Raw genomic sequence first — 15,105 nt, 5'->3', positions numbered from 1 at the left:
TCGTTACGCGACGGGCTCGTCGGCCCCGGCGAGCGGGTGGATGCCGCGCTCGGCGAGAGCCGAACGGATCCGCGTCGCGACCTCGTCCACGCCCCCGAGGCCATCGACCTCGACCAGCAGACCACGGTCGCGGTACACGTCGATGAGCGGAGACGTCTCGCGCACGTAGACCTCCTGGCGGTGGCGGATGGCCTCCTCGGAGTCGTCGGCGCGCCCCTGCTCCTGCGCCCGCTTCGTGAGGCGGGCGACGATCTCGTCCTGGTCGGCGACCAGCTGGATCACGGCGGCGAGCTCCTGGCCGTGCGAAGCGAGCAGCTCGTCGAGGTACGCCACCTGGTCGAGTGTGCGGGGGTAACCGTCGAGCAGGAAGCCGCCCTGCGCGTCGTCCTCGGCCAGACGGTCGGTTACGAGCTTGTTGGTGAGGCTGTCCGGCACATAGTCACCGGCGTCGACGATGGCCTTGACCTCTTTGCCGAGCGGAGTCTCGTTCTTGATGTTCGCCCGGAAGATGTCGCCCGTGGAGATGTCGGGGATCCCGTACGCGGTGGTGATGCGGGAGGCCTGAGTGCCCTTGCCCGCCCCGGGAGGTCCGACGATCAACATACGGGTCAACGCAGAAGCCCTTCGTAGTGACGCTGCTGGAGCTGCGAGTCGATCTGCTTGACCGTCTCGAGTCCGACACCGACGATGATGAGGATGGACGTGCCGCCGAACATGAAGTTCTGACTGGCGCCGAGCAACGCGAAGGCGATGAGCGGGATCAGCGCGATGACACCGAGGTAGATCGAGCCGGGCAGCGTCACGCGCGTCAGGACGTAGTCGAGGTACTCCGCCGTCGGGCGTCCGGCGCGGATGCCGGGGATGAAGCCGCCGTACTTCTTCATGTTGTCCGCGACCTCCTCGGGGTTGAACGTGATGGCCACGTAGAAGTACGTGAAGCCCACGATCAGGAGGAAGTACAGGAGCATATAGAGCGGGTGGTCGCCCTTGGTCAAATAGTTCGTGATCCAGGTGACCCAGGGAGCGGGAGCCTTGCCGGCCGCGGGCTGGTTGAACTGCGCGATCAGAGCAGGCAGGTACAGCAGCGACGACGCGAAGATGACCGGCACCACACCCGCCATGTTCACCTTGATCGGGATGTACGTGTTATTGCCGCCGTAGGTGCGTCGACCGACCATGCGCTTGGCGTACTGCACCGGGATGCGACGCTGCGATTGCTCGACGAACACGACGGCCGCCACGATCAACAATCCGATCGCGATCACGACCAGCATGACCTCGATGCTCTGCGACTGGCCGATGGCCCAGAGCGAGCTCGGGAACTGCGCCGCGATCGACGTGAAGATCAGGAGCGACATGCCGTTGCCGATGCCGCGCTCGGTGACGAGCTCGCCCATCCACATGATGAGGCCGGTGCCGGCGGTCATCGTGATGACCATGAGCATGATGGCGTACCAGGAGTCGTCCGTGATCAGCTGCGTGCACTGCGAGACGGCCGTGGTGCCGAAGAGGGCGCCCGAACGGGCGACGGTGATGAGGGTCGTCGACTGGAGGACGCCCAGCGCGATCGTGAGATAGCGCGTGTACTGCGTGAGCTTCGCCTGGCCCGCCTGGCCCTCCTTGTAGAGGGTCTCGAAACGCGGGATGACCACGCGGAGGAGCTGCACGATGATCGACGCGGTGATGTACGGCATAATGCCGAGCGCGAAGATCGAGAGTTTGAGGAGAGCGCCACCCGAGAACAGGTTGACCAGCGAGTAGAGCCCCGAGGTGTCCTGGTTGGCGTTCAGACAGGTCTGCACGTTGGGGAAGTCGACGAACGGCGCAGGGATGAAGGAGCCCAGCCGGAACAGGGCGATGATCCCCAGCGTGAAGAAGATCTTCCGGCGGAGGTCCGGGGTGCGGAAGATCCGCGCGACGGCGCTAAACAAAAGTGCGTCCTGCTTTCCTGTAAGAGTCAGTCGGGTGACCGGTTGCCCGGCCACCCGACTGCGCTGCTTTACGGGCGGCTACTTGACGGAGCCACCAGCGGCGACGATCTTCTGCTCGGCGGAGCCGGAGACCTTGTCGACCGCAACGTTCAGCTTAACCGCAATGTCGCCGTTACCGAGAACCTTGACCTTCTCGTTCTTGCGAACGGCGCCCTTGGCGACGAGGTCGGCGATGGTGACATCGCCACCGGCCGGGTACAGCTCGGCCAGCTTCTCGAGGTTGACCACCTGGTACTCGACGCGGAACGGGTTCTTGAACCCGCGCAGCTTCGGGGACCGCATGTGGAACGGCAGCTGGCCACCCTGGAAGCCCGGGCGGACCTGGTAGCGGGCCTTGGTGCCCTTCGTACCACGGCCCGCGGTCTTGCCCTTGGAACCCTCACCGCGTCCGACGCGGGTCTTGTCCTTCTTGGCGCCCGCGGCGGGACGGAGGTGGTGCACCTTCAGGACCTGCTCGCGGGGCTCCGCGACGTCCTTCTTGGCCGAGGACTTCTTCGCCGGGGCGGCGACGGTCTCGTCCTTGGTCGACGCGGCAGCCTTGCCGGCGCCGGCCTTCGCCGGAGCCTTCTTGGCGGGAGCCTTCTCTGCCTTCTCAGCAGCCGGCTTCGCGGCGGCCTTGGTGGCGGGCTTCTTCGTGGCGGCCGGCTTGTCGGCAACGGCCTCAGTGGTCGGCTTGTCGTCAGCCATTAGTCGATCTCCTCAACCTTCACCAGGTGAGCGACGGTCTTGACGTACCCGCGGTTCTGCGAGTTGTCGTCGCGGACGACGACGTCACCGATTCGCTTCAGTCCCAGACTGCGCAGCGTGTCGCGCTGGTACTGCTTCTCGCTCACTTTCGACTTGATCTGCGTGATCTTCAGGCGCGCGGCCATCAGGCACCTACCTTCTCTGCCTTCTTGGCGGCAGCAGCGGCCTCGGCCGCCTCGGCCTCGGCACGCAGCAGGCGCGCGGGCGCGACCTGGTCGTAGTCGAGACCACGGCGAGCTGCGACGGCACGGGGCTCCTCGAGCTGCTTCAGCGCCTCGACGGTCGCGTGCACGATGTTGATCGTGTTGGACGAACCGAGCGACTTGCTCAGGACGTCGTGGATGCCGGCGCACTCCAGGACGGCACGAACCGGACCACCGGCGATAACACCGGTACCGGCGGCGGCCGGACGCAGGAGGACGACGCCGGCGGCGGCCTCACCCTGCACCGGGTGCGGGATGGTGACGCCGACGCGCGGGACGCGGAAGAAGTTCTTCTTCGCCTCCTCGACGCCCTTCGAGATCGCCAGCGGCACCTCGCGGGCCTTGCCGTAGCCGACGCCCACCAGGCCGTTGCCGTCGCCGACGACCACGAGAGCGGTGAAGCTGAAGCGACGACCACCCTTCACGACCTTCGAGACGCGGTTGATGGTGACGACACGCTCCAGGAACTGGCTCTTGTCGGCGTCACGGCTGCCACGGTCGCGGTTGGGGTTGCGCTCCCGGCCACCGCGGCGCGGCTCGCGCTCACGGTTGTTGTCGGTCGACGCAGCGGTCTCGACCGGCTGCGCGGTCTCCGTTACCTCAGCGGCCACGGTCTGCTCCTTGTTGTTCTCGTCGCTCACAGGTTCAGCCCACCTTCACGAGCGCCTTCGGCGACGGCCGCGACGCGACCGGCGTACTTGCTGCCGCCGCGGTCGAAGACCACGGCCTCGACGCCGGCGCTCTTCGCGCGCTCGGCGACCAGCTCACCGACCTTGCGGGCCTTGGCGGTCTTGTCACCGTCGAAGCTGCGGAGGTCGGACTCCATGGTCGACGCGGAGGCCACGGTGTGACCCTTCGCGTCGTCGACGACCTGCACGAAGACGTGACGGGCCGAGCGGGTGACGACCAGGCGCGGACGAAGCGCGGTGCCCTCGATCTTCTTGCGAAGACGGGTGTGACGACGGTCGCGAGCGGCCGCCTTGCTCTTTCCTCTGGTACCCAGAGCCATGATTACTTACCAGCCTTTCCGGCCTTGCGACGAACGACCTCGCCGGCGTAACGCACGCCCTTGCCCTTGTACGGCTCGGGCTTGCGGATCTTGCGGATGTTCGCGGCGACCTCGCCCACAGCCTGCTTGTCGATGCCGCTCACGGTGAGCTTGTTGTTGCCCTCGACCGTGAAGGTGATGCCGGCCGGCGGCTCCACGTTGACCGGGTGGGAGAAGCCGAGGGCGAACTCGACGCCCGCACCCTTCTGCGCCACGCGGTAACCGGTGCCGACGATCTCCAGGCCCTTGGAATAGCCCTGGGTGACGCCGATGATGTTGTTGTTGATGAGAGTGCGGGTGAGGCCGTGGAGCGAACGCGATGCGCGCTCGTCATCCGGGCGGGTGACCAGGATCTGGCCCTCGTCCAGCTTCGCCTCGATCGGGCTCGCGACGACGAGCGAGAGCTCGCCCTTCGGGCCCTTGACAGTGACGGTCTGGCCGTCGATCTTCACATCGACCCCGGCAGGGACGTCGATGGGCAGTCTTCCAATACGCGACATGGCAGGGTCACCACACGTAGGCGAGGACTTCCCCACCCACGCCCTTCTTCTCAGCCTGGCGGTCCGTGAGGAGCCCCGAGGAGGTGGACAGGATGGCGACACCGAGGCCGCCGAGGACCTTGGGGAGCTCCGTGGACTTCGCGTAGACGCGGAGGCCGGGCTTGGAGACTCGCTTGATGCCGGCGATGGAGCGCTCACGGTTCGGACCGAACTTGAGGTTGAGCGTCAGGGTCTGGCCGACACGGGCGTCGGTGACCTCCCAGCCGGAGATGTAGCCCTCGTTGGTGAGGATCTCGGCGATGTGTGCCTTGAGCTTGGAGTGCGGCATCGACACGGTGTCGTGGTGCGCCGAGTTCGCGTTGCGCAGTCTGGTCAGCATGTCTGCGACCGGATCTGTCATCGTCATTGCGGTTTTCCTTTGTTCACCAGGTTTCGTGCAGCCGTTACACGACTGACGACCTGTGGTGGAAGTGGGCCGGCCGGGTGGCCGGCCCACAAAGAGACAAGACTACTAGAGTCAGTTGCTCGTCTCGTTCGAACGGAACGGGAACCCGAGCTGCTTGAGCAGCGCGCGACCCTCGTCGTCGTTCTTCGCGGTGGTCACGACCGTGATGTCCATACCGCGGACGCGGTCGATCCGGTCCTGGTTGATCTCGTGGAACATCGACTGCTCCGTGAGACCGAACGTGTAGTTGCCGTTGCCGTCGAACTGCTTGTCGCTCAGGCCGCGGAAGTCCCGGATACGGGGCAGCGCGAGCGAGAGCAGACGGTCGAGGAACTCCCACATGCGGTCGCCGCGCAGCGTGACGTGCGCGCCGATCGGCTGACCCTCGCGCAGTTTGAACTGCGCGATGGACTTGCGGGCCTTGGTGACCTGAGGCTTCTGGCCGGTGATCAGAGTGAGGTCGTTGATGGCCCCGTCGATCACCTTTCCGTCACGAGCCGCCTCGCCCACGCCCATGTTGACGACGATCTTCACGAGGCCGGGCACCTGGTGCACGTTCGTGAAGCCGAAGTCCTTGGACAGGTTCGCGGCGATCTCGGTCTTGTACTTCTGCTTCAGGCGAGGCTGGATTTTGCCAGCACTCGTTGCAGTGTCCGTCATTACAGGTCCTTACCAGACTTCTTGGCGTAACGAACGCGGACCGTCTTGGAGACGCCGTCCTTCGTTACGGTCTCGGTGCGGAAGCCGACGCGGGTCGGCTTCTTGGTCTCGGGGTCGACGAGCGCCACGTTGGACACGTGGATCGGAGCCTCGTGGGTCTCGATGCCGCCGGTCTTCGTGCCGCGCTGCGTCTGGCCGACGCGAACGTGCTTGGTCACGAAGTTGACGCCCTCGACGATCACGCGGTTCTTCTCCACGAGGACCTCGATGACACGACCCTGCTTGCCACGGTCGCCACCGCGGGCCTGCGAGCGGCCCGAGATGACCTGGACCAGGTCGCCCTTCTTGATGTTCGCCATGGGTTACAGCACCTCCGGGGCAAGCGAGATGATCTTCATGAACTTCTTGTCGCGAAGCTCACGGCCGACCGGGCCGAAGATGCGGGTGCCGCGGGGGTCACCGTCGTTCTTCAGGATCACGGCGGCGTTCTCGTCGAACTTGATGTAGGAGCCGTCCGGGCGGCGGGTGTTCTTCCGCACGCGCACGACGACGGCCTTGACGACATCGCCCTTCTTGACGTTGCCGCCGGGGATCGCGTCCTTGACCGTGGCGACGATGACGTCACCCAGGCCGGCGTAGCGACGGCTGGAGCCGCCGAGGACGCGAATGGCGAGAAGCTCCTTGGCGCCGGTGTTGTCGGCGACCTTGAGTCGGGATTCCTGCTGAATCACTTGGCCTTCTCCAGAATCTCAACCAGGCGCCACCGCTTGGAGGCGCTCAGCGGACGGGTCTCGTTGATGAGAACGAGGTCGCCGATGCCGGCGGTGTTGTTCTCGTCGTGCGCCTTCACCTTGGAGGTGCGGCGGAGGACCTTGCCGTACAGGGGGTGCTTCACGCGGTCTTCGACCTCGACGACGATGGTCTTGTCCATCTTGTCGCTGACGACGTACCCGCGACGGGCCTTGCGGTAACCGCGGACGATGGCCTCGTCGGCCGCCGACTCCGCGGCCGCGGCCTTGGTGGTCTCAGCCATTACTTGGCCTCCTCAGTCTCGGTCTCAGCGATGTCGGCGGCCTCAGGGGCCTCCTTCTTCGCCTTGCTCTTCTTCTCCGCCTTGGCAGGCGCCACCTCGGCAGGAGCCGGGGTCGCCCGGATCCCGAGCTCGCGCTCACGGATCACGGTGTAGATACGAGCGATGTCGCGCTTGACCGCACGCAGGCGGCCGTGGCTCTCGAGCTGGCCGGTGGCCGACTGGAAGCGCAGGTTGAACAGCTCTTCCTTGGCCTTCTTCAGCTCGTCGATCAGACGCTCGTCTTCAAAGGTGTCGAGCTCGCTGGGAGCGAGCTCCTTGGTGCCGATCGCCATTACGCGTCGCCCTCCTCGCGCTTGATGATGCGTGCCTTGAGGGGCAGCTTGTGGATTGCACGGGTCATGGCCTCACGAGCGAGTTCCTCGGAGACGCCGGAGACCTCGAAGAGGACCCGACCCGGCTTGACGTTCGCGACCCACCACTCGGGGGAACCCTTACCGGAACCCATTCGGGTCTCGGCCGGCTTCTTCGTGAGCGGACGGTCCGGGTAGATGTTGATCCACACCTTGCCGCCACGCTTGATGTGACGCGTCATGGCGATACGAGCGGACTCGATCTGACGGTTGGTCACGTAAGCGGGGGTCAAGGCCTGGATGCCGAACTCGCCGAAGGAGACCTTCGTGCCACCGGTCGCCTGGCCGGAACGGCCGGGGTGGTGCTGCTTGCGGTGCTTGACTCTGCGTGGGATCAACATGGTTATGCCTCAACTCCTGCTGCGGCCGGCGCGCTCTCGGTGGCGGGTGCGTTGCCCCGGCCACCGCCGCGACGCGGACGGTCGCGGTCGTTGCGCTCACGCGACGGCTTCTGGTTTGCCTGCTCGCGAGCAAGCTCCTTGTTCGTGATGTCGCCCTTGTAGATCCACACCTTGACACCGATGCGACCGAAGGTGGTCTTGGCCTCGTAGAAGCCGTAGTCGATGTTGGCGCGGAGGGTGTGCAGCGGCACACGGCCCTCGCGGTAGAACTCCGAGCGGCTCATCTCAGCGCCACCGAGACGGCCCGACACCTGGATGCGGACACCCTTGGCGCCGGCGCGCTGAGCGCCCTGCAGGCCCTTGCGCATCGCGCGGCGGAACGCCACACGGGCGGCGAGCTGCTCGGCGATGCCCTGAGCGACGAGCTGGGCGTCGGCCTCGGGGTTCTTGACCTCGAGGATGTTCAGCTGGATCTGCTTGCCCGAGAGCTTCTCGAGGTCGGAGCGGATGCGCTCGGCCTCGGCGCCACGACGACCGATCACGATGCCCGGACGGGCGGTGTGGATGTCGACGCGGACGCGGTCGCGGGTGCGCTCGATCTCGATGCGGGACACACCCGCGCGGTCGAGCGACGTCTTCAGCAGGGTGCGGATCTTGACGTCTTCAGCGAGGTAGTCGCTGTAACGCTGACCCTTCTTCGTGCTGTCGGAGAACCAGCGCGACACGTGGTCGGTGGTGATTCCCAGACGGAAGCCGTACGGGTTGACTTTCTGACCCATTAGTTGCTCGCCTTCTTCGTGGCCGTGGCGTCCTGAACCTCATCCGGCGTCGCGAGGACGATCGTGATGTGGCTGGTGCGCTTGTTGATGCGGAAGGCGCGGCCCTGCGCTCGCGGCTGGAACCGCTTGAGGGTCGTGCCCTCGTCCACGAAGGCGCGGCTCACGTACAGGTCCTGCTCGTCCAGGTAGGTGTTGCTCTGGTCGGCCTTGACGCGCGCGTTGGCGATCGCCGAGGCGACGAGCTTGTAGACCGGCTCGCTCGCACCCTGCGGGGCGAACTTCAGGATGGCCAGGGCCTCCTGAGCCTGCTTGCCGCGGATCATGTTGACGACGCGGCGGGCCTTCATGGGGGTGACGCGGATGTGACGCACGCGTGCGATCGACTCCACCATTTCTCTCCTCCTTACGCCACCGCGTTAGCGGCGGCGACCCTTCTTGTCGTCCTTCACGTGACCACGGAAGGTGCGGGTGGGCGCGAACTCGCCCAGCTTGTGACCGACCATGGTCTCGGTGACGAACACCGGGATGTGCTTGCGACCGTCGTGCACCGCGATGGTGTGACCCAGCATGGCCGGGACGATCATCGAGCGGCGCGACCAGGTCTTGATCACGTTCTTGCTGTTGGCCTCGTTCGCGGCGACCACCTTGCGAAACAGGTGCTCGTCGACGAAGGGGCCCTTCTTGAGACTGCGTGGCATCTTCTCGAACTCCTACTTACGCTTCTTGCCGGCGTTACGGCGGCGGACGATGAGCTTGTCGCTTTCCTTGTTGGGGTGGCGCGTACGGCCTTCCTTCTGACCCCACGGGCTGACCGGGTGGCGACCACCGGAGGTCTTGCCCTCACCACCACCGTGCGGGTGGTCGATCGGGTTCATCGCGACACCGCGGACGGTCGGGCGGACGCCCTTCCAGCGCATGCGGCCGGCCTTGCCCCAGTTGATGTTCGACTGCTCGGCGTTGCCGACCTCGCCGATCGTCGCGCGGCAGCGCGCGTCGACGTTGCGGACCTCGCCCGAGGGGAGGCGCAGCTGCGCATAGGGGCCGTCCTTCGCGACGAGACGGACCGAGGCACCGGCGGAACGCGCCAGCTTGGCGCCTCCACCCGGCTTCAGCTCGATGGCGTGCACGACGGTACCGGTCGGGATGTTGCGCAGCGGCAGGTTATTGCCCGGCTTGATGTCGGAGCCGGCGCCCGACTCGACCACGTCGCCCTGCTTCAGACCGGCCGGAGCCAGGATGTAGCGCTTGGTGCCGTCCACGAAGTGGAGCAGCGCGATGCGAGCGGTGCGGTTGGGGTCGTACTCGATGTGCGCGACCTTGGCGTTGACGCCGTCCTTGTCGTTGCGACGGAAGTCGATCACGCGGTACTGGCGCTTGTGGCCACCACCGATGTGACGGGTCGTGATGCGCCCCTGGTTGTTGCGGCCACCGGTCTTCGACAGTGGACGGAGAAGGGACTTCTCCGGGGTCGAGCGGGTGATCTCGGCGAAGTCGGCGACCGAGGAGCCGCGACGACCCGGGGTCGTGGGCTTGTAATTACGAATAGCCATGTCTGTCTTCCTCTAGTCTCAGCCGACGGCCGTGAAGATGTCGATGGATCCGGACTTCAGCGTGACGATGGCACGCTTGGTGTCCTTGCGCTTGCCGAGGCCGAACTTGGTGCGGCGGGTCTTGCCCTGACGGTTCAGGGTGTTGATCGACGCGACCTCGACCTTGAAGATCGACTCGATGGCGAGCTTGATCTCGGTCTTGTTCGAACGCGGGTCGACGATGAAGGTGTACTTGCCTTCGTCGATCAGGCCGTAGCTCTTCTCGGAGACGACCGGGGCGATGATGATGTCGCGCGGGTCCTTGTTGACGGCGGCCATCAGGCAGACACCTCTTCCTTCTTGCTCTTCGCCGCGATGAAGCCTTCGAGCGCGGCCTGCGAGAAGACGATGTCGTCGCTCACCAGGACGTCGTAGGCGTTCAGCTGGTCGTAGGTCAGCACGTGTACGGACGGGACGTTGCGCACGCTCTTGAAAGCGAGCTCGTCGTCGCGCTCCAGCACCACGAGGACGTGGCGAGAGGTCGCGACACCGCTCAGCAACTCCACGACGACCTTGGTCGAGGGGGCCTCGCCGGTCGTGAACGCCTGGACGGCGTGGATGCGGCCGCCGCGGGCGCGGTCCGAGAGGGCGCCGAGCAGAGCAGCGGCGATCATCTTCTTCGGGGTGCGCTGCGAGTAGTCCCGCGGGTTCGGTCCGTGCACGACGCCACCGCCGGTCATCTGAGGAGCGCGGATCGAGCCCTGACGAGCGCGACCGGTTCCCTTCTGCTTGAACGGCTTGCGGCCGGCACCGGAGACCTCACCACGGTTCTTCGTCTTGTGGGTGCCCTGACGCGCGGCGGCGAGCTGGGCGGTGACGACCTGGTGGATCAGCGGGATGTTGGTCTGAACGTCGAACAGGGAGTCGGGAAGCTCGACGGAGCCGGCCTTCTTGCCCTTCAGGTCGACGACGTCAATCGAGGTAGCCATTTACCTTAGGCCCCCTTCACTGCGTTGCGGACGAAAACGATGCGGCCACGGGCGCCGGGAACGGCACCCTTGACGAGCAGCAGGCCCTTCTCGGCGTCGACGGCCTGGACCTTGAGGTTCAGGACGGTCACGCGCTCGCCACCCATGCGACCGGCCATGCGCATGCCCTTGAAGACACGGCTCGGGGTCGAGGAGGCGCCGATGGAGCCCGGCTTGCGGTGGTTGCGGTGCGCACCGTGCGAGGCGGAGACACCCTTGAAGTTGTGGCGCTTCATAACACCGGCGAAGCCCTTGCCCTTGGAGGTGCCGACGACGTCGACCAGCTGGCCGGCCTCGAAGGTGGCGTCCACGGTGAGCTCCTGGCCGGCCGAGTACTCGGCGGCGTCGGCGGTGCGGACCTCGGTGAGGTGGCGGCGCGGCGTAACGCCCGCCTTGTCGAAGTGGCCTGCGGCCGGCTTGTTGACCTTGCGCGGGTCGATCTGGCCGTACGCGATCTGGACGGCGTTGTAGCCGTCGACCTCGGGGGTGCGGACCTGGGTCACGACGTTCGGCGTGATCTCGATGACCGTCACGGGGATGAGCTTGTTGTTCTCGTCCCAGACCTGGGTCATGCCGAGCTTCTTGCCGAGGAGGCCCTTGGAGGTCTTGGTGTCGATGTTGGACATAGCGGCACTCCCCCTCAGAGCTTGATCTCGATGTTGACGTCGGCGGGCAGGTCGAGACGCATGAGCGAGTCGACGGCCTTCGGCGTCGGGTCGATGATGTCGATCAGCCGCTTGTGCGTGCGCATCTCGAAGTGCTCGCGGCTGTCCTTGTACTTGTGGGGCGAACGGATGACGCACACCACGTTCTTCTCGGTGGGAAGCGGCACCGGGCCGACGACGGTCGCGCCAGCACGGGTCACCGTGTCGACGATCTTGCGCGCCGAGGTGTCGATGACCTCGTGGTCATACGACTTAAGCCGAATGCGGATCTTCTGTCCCGCCATGTCTGACTCTCTCTCTTGTTATGGCGTCGTACGAGACGGCTCTCTCGAGCCGTTCCTCGCATTGGACGCAGTGCGACGTACGCGTGGGGAACGCCACTATTCTTCTGTCAACTCACGAACCGCCCTGAGCACAGACCTATGGCCTGTTTTTCGAGGATGTCGATTGTGAGCATGTCCTGCTACCTGCGGCCTAACCCCTCAACCGCCGGTCCGAAGACTCCCGCGGTGGGCTATGCACTGCCTGGCAGTGATCCGTTCGGAGCGCACGTGAGCGCGCTCGTTCCGAAATGTTGAACCACACAAGTTTGCCAGATACTCGGCAATGCTGCAACCCGGGCGTGTCGCGCGTCGGTCGTCAGCGCCGACGAGCGGCCAGAAGCTCCTCCACACGGCGTCCGAATGCGTCGTATTCGGAGGCGACATAGGCCTCGAGCGCCACCGCCGTGTCGGTCGCGGTGCGGCCTCCGTCGGTCGCCAGTCGCACCAGTGCCGCGGCGAGCTCCGCCGCGAGCTGCTCGTCGTCTCCGCCGTCGACCTGCACGAGCTGGCCGGCGCACACGTCCGCGATCTCGGCCAGCGCGGGAGACGTGCGCGTCACGACCGTCCGACCGGACGCCAGGCCCTGCCAGACCTTGTTCGCGATCACCGTCCGCGCTTTGTCGGAGTCACCGAAGATCCCGAGCACGATGTCGGCATCGGCGAGGTGGCCGGCGAGCTCCTCCTCGGGAACGGGGTCGATGAACCGGCAGACGCCGTCGAGTTCGAGCTCGGAGACGCGGCGCTCGATCTCGCGACGGGGCGTTCCGTGGCCGATGAGGGTCACCGACAGCTCGGTCTCGCCGACCGCCCTCCGCACCGCCTCCAAGACCACGGGCAAGCCGTGCAGCGGGATGTAGTTGCCGTAGTAGAGCACCTTCACGACGCCCCCGGACCGTGGTTCGGGCCGGGCCGCGGGAAGTGCCCACGCCGGGGCGCCGACCGGAAGCGAGAGCACCTCCGTGCCCGGGTGGGCGTCCGCGAGAGCGCGCGCCCGCACCCGCGTGTCGATGAGGACCAGGTCGGCTACGCGACAGGCGATCCGGTCGACCACGGAGTACCAGCGCGCGCGCAGCGTGCCCGGTCTGGTCTTCTTCCAGTCTTCGACCATCGTCTCGTACTGCCCCACGAAGCCGTCGACGACGAGCACGCCGCGGTTGACGCGCGCCACGATCCAGAGCAGAACGGCGTACGGGAGAGAGAACTCGGCGAGGATGTACAGCTGCTTGCCGTGCAACCCGAACAGCAGCGTGAGGACGTCGTGAGGTATCCGACGGCTCCTCGAGCCCTCCCAGCGCCGGTTGACGGTGATGTCCGCACCGAACCGACGCGTCAGGTAGGCGCGGATGCGCGCGTTGCGCGGGTAGGACGGATCCCATACCCGGCCGTAGCCGACCTTCACGAACGCGCCCCTGCCGTGCGGATGCCGTTGCGCGCGGCGCGCGCGACCGTAACGCCGAAATACGCCCACGCGCCGTAACCGGCGCGACCGAGACGCAGGGCCGCACCCAGGCACGCGAGGAGGCCCCGTGCGCTCGCGGCCCGGCCGGCACGGTCGGCCGGGATGGTGAGGAAGAAGTCTCCGCGGATGCGGGCGGAGTGGTTGGCCAGGTGCCGCTTGCCCCAGTCCAGACTCGATCGCCAGTCCGGTGCCGTCGTCAACGAGTCCGGATGACTCACCGGCCGTTCCACGAGCGGCACGGGCAGACAGAGCATCCGCGTGCCGCGGTTGCGCTCCAGCCGCACGAGCCATTCCCAATCCTGATGCAGCCGGACCGTGGTGTCCCACGGCTCGTCGAGAGCGAGAGAGCGTGGGAACAGCATGGTGGAGGAAGCGAACTGCGGCGACACCGAGTGGAGCCGTGGCCTCGCGAGGAGGTAATAGGAGATGCTCAGAACGTCGACCACCGGCTCCGTCGGAACGATGCGCGTGAGACCCGTGAGCGTGTCGAGTTCGGCGATGGAGCACGTGATGAGCCAGTTGTCATCGCTCAGTCCCCGCTTCCTCACAGCAGCGAGCTGATCGCTGAGCTTGGACGGCACCCAGGTGTCGTCATCGTCGAGCAATGCGATCAATTCGTGCCGGGCGGCGCGGATGCCCGCCATCCGCGCCCCGTTTCCGCGATCGGCCGGGTCGGAGCGGACGACCCGCACGCGCGGGTCGTCGAATTCCGGGTTCTCGCCTGGCCCGTTCATCGCGACGACCACCTCGACCTCGACGTCGCGCTGGGCGAGCGCGGAGTCGACCGCGGTGTGAAGGGTTGCCCGGGTGTTCATCGTCGGGATGACGACGGAAACGGCGTCGTGCAAGGTGGTCATGAGCGAAGCCTCCTGAGCCGGTCATGGAGCCAGAGAGCGGGGATCAGCAGGGCCGGGTACACGGGCCCGGCCGCCAGGATGATGCGTCCGTGGAGCGTGGCGCGGCGGTCGATCGCCGCGCACTCGGCGAGGTCGAGCCTCCGCAACTCGGCTCGGGCCAAGCGGATTCCCTCTCGCACGTCGGGACGGGGCGCGCGACGCCGGATCGGGACGAAAGCGACGGCGATCGCGTAGAACCACAATCGGAAGTACTCCACCAGACGCGGGTCGATGCCCGCCCGGCCGGCAGCGGCGACCGCGACGTCTCTGGCCGCGGCGTAGCGGCTGAAGTCGGGACGTCGTCCGCGGCTCAGCGAGCCCGACCGCTCGACATAGGTGTAGACGGAGTGCGGAGACAGGGCGATCCGCTCGCTGCGTTCAATCGCGCCGATCACGCCGACGAAGTCCTCCTGCGGGTACTCGGTGCCGAATGGGGTGTCTCCGAGCACGGATCGATGAAAGAGCTTGCTCCAGAGGAAGCCTTGGACGTCGCCGCGGAGGATTCGCAGCAGGGCCGTCTCGCGGTCGATGACGTGGGACTCGTCGACTCCGTCGACCCAGCGCTCAGCGGCAGCGGCCGACCGGAAGCGCGCGCGTGCGAAGACGAGGTGAGGTCGGCTCTCGCGAATCACCTGGTCGAAGACGGCTAGCGCATTCGGGGCGGGCTCGTCGTCGTCATCGACGAACCACACATATTCGCGCCGGACGTGGCCGAGCGCGATGTTGCGCGCACGGGCGGGACCGTGGTTTTCGTCGAGTGCGACGACCACGGCGTCCGCCTTCGACGCCGCCCAGGCCCCCAGCCGCTCCGGCGTGCCGTCGTGCGAGGCATCATCGACGAGCACGACCTGGGCACCGCGATCGATGCGATCGAGCCACGCCAGCGTGTGCTCAACAGCATCGCCCGCGTTGTGGAAGCAGACGACGATGCTGATCGGATACTCGGGTACTGAATTCACCATGATGTCCCGGTCATACTACTGCAGGTAACATATCTATTTATTCACTCCCGTCGCATCTGACGCGGAGACTACGGCGACGAAATCCT

Annotated in this window: 25 protein-coding genes; all 25 read right to left on the bottom strand. The window is 66.3% G+C overall.

Annotated features, from left to right (window positions below; all coding sequences use genetic code 11):
- Positions 1-3: 3 nt before the first annotated feature.
- Positions 4-612, bottom strand: a complete 609-nt coding sequence (locus ASF88_RS02945; protein ID WP_200935220.1) for an adenylate kinase — start codon at positions 610-612, stop codon at positions 4-6.
- Positions 609-1,931 carry a preprotein translocase subunit SecY gene (secY, locus tag ASF88_RS02940; protein WP_055913996.1) on the bottom strand — a complete coding sequence of 441 codons (1,323 nt, stop codon included), beginning with the start codon at positions 1,929-1,931 and terminating at the stop codon, positions 609-611. The genes ASF88_RS02945 and secY overlap by 4 nt, the downstream gene beginning before the upstream one ends.
- 78 nt (positions 1,932-2,009) lie before the next feature.
- Positions 2,010-2,678, bottom strand: coding sequence for a 50S ribosomal protein L15 (gene rplO / locus ASF88_RS20880; protein ID WP_082518715.1), 669 nt, complete (start codon positions 2,676-2,678; stop codon positions 2,010-2,012).
- Complete coding sequence (rpmD, locus tag ASF88_RS02930; protein ID WP_055913994.1) at positions 2,678-2,863, bottom strand: 50S ribosomal protein L30; 186 nt, start codon at positions 2,861-2,863, stop codon at positions 2,678-2,680. The genes rplO and rpmD overlap by 1 nt, the downstream gene beginning before the upstream one ends.
- Positions 2,863-3,582 carry a 30S ribosomal protein S5 gene (gene rpsE, locus ASF88_RS02925; RefSeq protein WP_055913991.1) on the bottom strand — a complete coding sequence of 240 codons (720 nt, stop codon included), beginning with the start codon at positions 3,580-3,582 and terminating at the stop codon, positions 2,863-2,865. The genes rpmD and rpsE overlap by 1 nt, the downstream gene beginning before the upstream one ends.
- Positions 3,579-3,950 carry a 50S ribosomal protein L18 gene (rplR, locus tag ASF88_RS02920; protein ID WP_055913988.1) on the bottom strand — a complete coding sequence of 124 codons (372 nt, stop codon included), beginning with the start codon at positions 3,948-3,950 and terminating at the stop codon, positions 3,579-3,581. Before rplR ends, rpsE begins: the two co-directional genes overlap by 4 nt.
- A gap of 2 nt (positions 3,951-3,952) precedes the next feature.
- Entirely contained in the window at positions 3,953-4,489 is a 537-nt protein-coding gene (gene rplF / locus ASF88_RS02915; protein ID WP_055913984.1) for a 50S ribosomal protein L6, read from the bottom strand.
- Between the two features lie 7 nt (positions 4,490-4,496).
- Entirely contained in the window at positions 4,497-4,895 is a 399-nt protein-coding gene (gene rpsH / locus ASF88_RS02910) for a 30S ribosomal protein S8 (protein WP_055913981.1), read from the bottom strand.
- A 111-nt stretch (positions 4,896-5,006) separates the two neighbouring features.
- On the bottom strand, positions 5,007-5,594 hold the full coding sequence (gene rplE, locus ASF88_RS02905) for a 50S ribosomal protein L5 (protein ID WP_055913977.1): 588 nt from the start codon (positions 5,592-5,594) through the stop codon (positions 5,007-5,009).
- Positions 5,594-5,953, bottom strand: a complete 360-nt coding sequence (gene rplX / locus ASF88_RS02900; protein WP_055913974.1) for a 50S ribosomal protein L24 — start codon at positions 5,951-5,953, stop codon at positions 5,594-5,596. The genes rplE and rplX overlap by 1 nt, the downstream gene beginning before the upstream one ends.
- Before the next feature lie 3 nt (positions 5,954-5,956).
- On the bottom strand, positions 5,957-6,325 hold the full coding sequence (rplN, locus tag ASF88_RS02895; protein ID WP_018191958.1) for a 50S ribosomal protein L14: 369 nt from the start codon (positions 6,323-6,325) through the stop codon (positions 5,957-5,959).
- The gene (gene rpsQ / locus ASF88_RS02890) at positions 6,322-6,627 is read right to left on the bottom strand and encodes a 30S ribosomal protein S17 (RefSeq protein WP_055913973.1); all 306 of its coding nucleotides are present in this window, start codon (positions 6,625-6,627) and stop codon (positions 6,322-6,324) included. The genes rplN and rpsQ overlap by 4 nt, the downstream gene beginning before the upstream one ends.
- Positions 6,627-6,959 carry a 50S ribosomal protein L29 gene (gene rpmC, locus ASF88_RS21085; protein ID WP_055913970.1) on the bottom strand — a complete coding sequence of 111 codons (333 nt, stop codon included), beginning with the start codon at positions 6,957-6,959 and terminating at the stop codon, positions 6,627-6,629. Before rpmC ends, rpsQ begins: the two co-directional genes overlap by 1 nt.
- Positions 6,959-7,378 carry a 50S ribosomal protein L16 gene (gene rplP / locus ASF88_RS02880; RefSeq protein WP_055894786.1) on the bottom strand — a complete coding sequence of 140 codons (420 nt, stop codon included), beginning with the start codon at positions 7,376-7,378 and terminating at the stop codon, positions 6,959-6,961. The genes rpmC and rplP overlap by 1 nt, the downstream gene beginning before the upstream one ends.
- 2 nt (positions 7,379-7,380) lie before the next feature.
- Positions 7,381-8,157, bottom strand: coding sequence for a 30S ribosomal protein S3 (gene rpsC / locus ASF88_RS02875; RefSeq protein WP_055913967.1), 777 nt, complete (start codon positions 8,155-8,157; stop codon positions 7,381-7,383).
- Positions 8,157-8,549, bottom strand: a complete 393-nt coding sequence (gene rplV / locus ASF88_RS02870; protein WP_055913964.1) for a 50S ribosomal protein L22 — start codon at positions 8,547-8,549, stop codon at positions 8,157-8,159. The genes rpsC and rplV overlap by 1 nt, the downstream gene beginning before the upstream one ends.
- Positions 8,550-8,573: 24 nt before the next feature.
- The gene (gene rpsS / locus ASF88_RS02865) at positions 8,574-8,855 is read right to left on the bottom strand and encodes a 30S ribosomal protein S19 (protein WP_018191964.1); all 282 of its coding nucleotides are present in this window, start codon (positions 8,853-8,855) and stop codon (positions 8,574-8,576) included.
- Positions 8,856-8,867: 12 nt separating this feature from the next.
- Positions 8,868-9,707 (bottom strand): 50S ribosomal protein L2, encoded by an 840-nt coding sequence (rplB, locus tag ASF88_RS02860; protein ID WP_055913962.1) that lies wholly within the window; start codon positions 9,705-9,707, stop codon positions 8,868-8,870.
- Positions 9,708-9,725: 18 nt separating this feature from the next.
- Positions 9,726-10,025 (bottom strand): 50S ribosomal protein L23, encoded by a 300-nt coding sequence (rplW, locus tag ASF88_RS02855; RefSeq protein ID WP_055913959.1) that lies wholly within the window; start codon positions 10,023-10,025, stop codon positions 9,726-9,728.
- Positions 10,025-10,675, bottom strand: a complete 651-nt coding sequence (rplD, locus tag ASF88_RS02850) for a 50S ribosomal protein L4 (protein ID WP_055913956.1) — start codon at positions 10,673-10,675, stop codon at positions 10,025-10,027. Before rplD ends, rplW begins: the two co-directional genes overlap by 1 nt.
- Before the next feature lie 5 nt (positions 10,676-10,680).
- Positions 10,681-11,340, bottom strand: coding sequence for a 50S ribosomal protein L3 (gene rplC, locus ASF88_RS02845; protein WP_055913953.1), 660 nt, complete (start codon positions 11,338-11,340; stop codon positions 10,681-10,683).
- Between the two features lie 14 nt (positions 11,341-11,354).
- A complete protein-coding gene (rpsJ, locus tag ASF88_RS02840; protein ID WP_005050520.1) occupies positions 11,355-11,663 on the bottom strand; it encodes a 30S ribosomal protein S10 in 309 nt (102 codons plus the stop codon).
- Positions 11,664-12,018: 355 nt separating this feature from the next.
- Positions 12,019-13,101: a glycosyltransferase gene (locus tag ASF88_RS02835; protein WP_055913950.1), complete on the bottom strand. Its 1,083-nt coding sequence runs from the start codon at positions 13,099-13,101 to the stop codon at positions 12,019-12,021.
- On the bottom strand, positions 13,098-14,018 hold the full coding sequence (locus ASF88_RS02830) for a glycosyltransferase family 2 protein (RefSeq protein WP_055913947.1): 921 nt from the start codon (positions 14,016-14,018) through the stop codon (positions 13,098-13,100). Before ASF88_RS02830 ends, ASF88_RS02835 begins: the two co-directional genes overlap by 4 nt.
- Positions 14,015-15,019 (bottom strand): glycosyltransferase family 2 protein, encoded by a 1,005-nt coding sequence (locus ASF88_RS02825; RefSeq protein ID WP_055913944.1) that lies wholly within the window; start codon positions 15,017-15,019, stop codon positions 14,015-14,017. The genes ASF88_RS02830 and ASF88_RS02825 overlap by 4 nt, the downstream gene beginning before the upstream one ends.
- Positions 15,020-15,105: the final 86 nt, after the last annotated feature.

This window comes from Leifsonia sp. Leaf336 (assembly GCF_001423695.1).
Classification (GTDB): Bacteria; Actinomycetota; Actinomycetes; order Actinomycetales; family Microbacteriaceae; genus Leifsonia.
This window is presented reverse-complemented; position numbering and strand designations above follow the sequence as displayed.

What these genes read in the sequence shown, in the direction of transcription:
- rplO (WP_082518715.1), bottom strand. Translation starts at nt 2,678, where the DNA reads ATGGCTGACGACAAGCCGACCACTGAGGCCGTTGCCGACAAGCCGGCC.
- rpmD (WP_055913994.1), bottom strand. Translation starts at nt 2,863, where the DNA reads ATGGCCGCGCGCCTGAAGATCACGCAGATCAAGTCGAAAGTGAGCGAG.
- rplR (WP_055913988.1), bottom strand. Translation starts at nt 3,950, where the DNA reads ATGGCTCTGGGTACCAGAGGAAAGAGCAAGGCGGCCGCTCGCGACCGT.
- rplF (WP_055913984.1), bottom strand. Translation starts at nt 4,489, where the DNA reads ATGTCGCGTATTGGAAGACTGCCCATCGACGTCCCTGCCGGGGTCGAT.
- rpsH (WP_055913981.1), bottom strand. Translation starts at nt 4,895, where the DNA reads ATGACGATGACAGATCCGGTCGCAGACATGCTGACCAGACTGCGCAAC.
- rplE (WP_055913977.1), bottom strand. Translation starts at nt 5,594, where the DNA reads ATGACGGACACTGCAACGAGTGCTGGCAAAATCCAGCCTCGCCTGAAG.
- rplX (WP_055913974.1), bottom strand. Translation starts at nt 5,953, where the DNA reads ATGGCGAACATCAAGAAGGGCGACCTGGTCCAGGTCATCTCGGGCCGC.
- rpsQ (WP_055913973.1), bottom strand. Translation starts at nt 6,627, where the DNA reads ATGGCTGAGACCACCAAGGCCGCGGCCGCGGAGTCGGCGGCCGACGAG.
- rpmC (WP_055913970.1), bottom strand. Translation starts at nt 6,959, where the DNA reads ATGGCGATCGGCACCAAGGAGCTCGCTCCCAGCGAGCTCGACACCTTT.
- rplP (WP_055894786.1), bottom strand. Translation starts at nt 7,378, where the DNA reads ATGTTGATCCCACGCAGAGTCAAGCACCGCAAGCAGCACCACCCCGGC.
- rpsC (WP_055913967.1), bottom strand. Translation starts at nt 8,157, where the DNA reads ATGGGTCAGAAAGTCAACCCGTACGGCTTCCGTCTGGGAATCACCACC.
- rplV (WP_055913964.1), bottom strand. Translation starts at nt 8,549, where the DNA reads ATGGTGGAGTCGATCGCACGCGTGCGTCACATCCGCGTCACCCCCATG.
- rpsS (WP_018191964.1), bottom strand. Translation starts at nt 8,855, where the DNA reads ATGCCACGCAGTCTCAAGAAGGGCCCCTTCGTCGACGAGCACCTGTTT.
- rplB (WP_055913962.1), bottom strand. Translation starts at nt 9,707, where the DNA reads ATGGCTATTCGTAATTACAAGCCCACGACCCCGGGTCGTCGCGGCTCC.
- rplW (WP_055913959.1), bottom strand. Translation starts at nt 10,025, where the DNA reads ATGGCCGCCGTCAACAAGGACCCGCGCGACATCATCATCGCCCCGGTC.
- rplD (WP_055913956.1), bottom strand. Translation starts at nt 10,675, where the DNA reads ATGGCTACCTCGATTGACGTCGTCGACCTGAAGGGCAAGAAGGCCGGC.
- rplC (WP_055913953.1), bottom strand. Translation starts at nt 11,340, where the DNA reads ATGTCCAACATCGACACCAAGACCTCCAAGGGCCTCCTCGGCAAGAAG.
- rpsJ (WP_005050520.1), bottom strand. Translation starts at nt 11,663, where the DNA reads ATGGCGGGACAGAAGATCCGCATTCGGCTTAAGTCGTATGACCACGAG.
- ASF88_RS02830 (WP_055913947.1), bottom strand. Translation starts at nt 14,018, where the DNA reads ATGACCACCTTGCACGACGCCGTTTCCGTCGTCATCCCGACGATGAAC.
- ASF88_RS02825 (WP_055913944.1), bottom strand. Translation starts at nt 15,019, where the DNA reads ATGGTGAATTCAGTACCCGAGTATCCGATCAGCATCGTCGTCTGCTTC.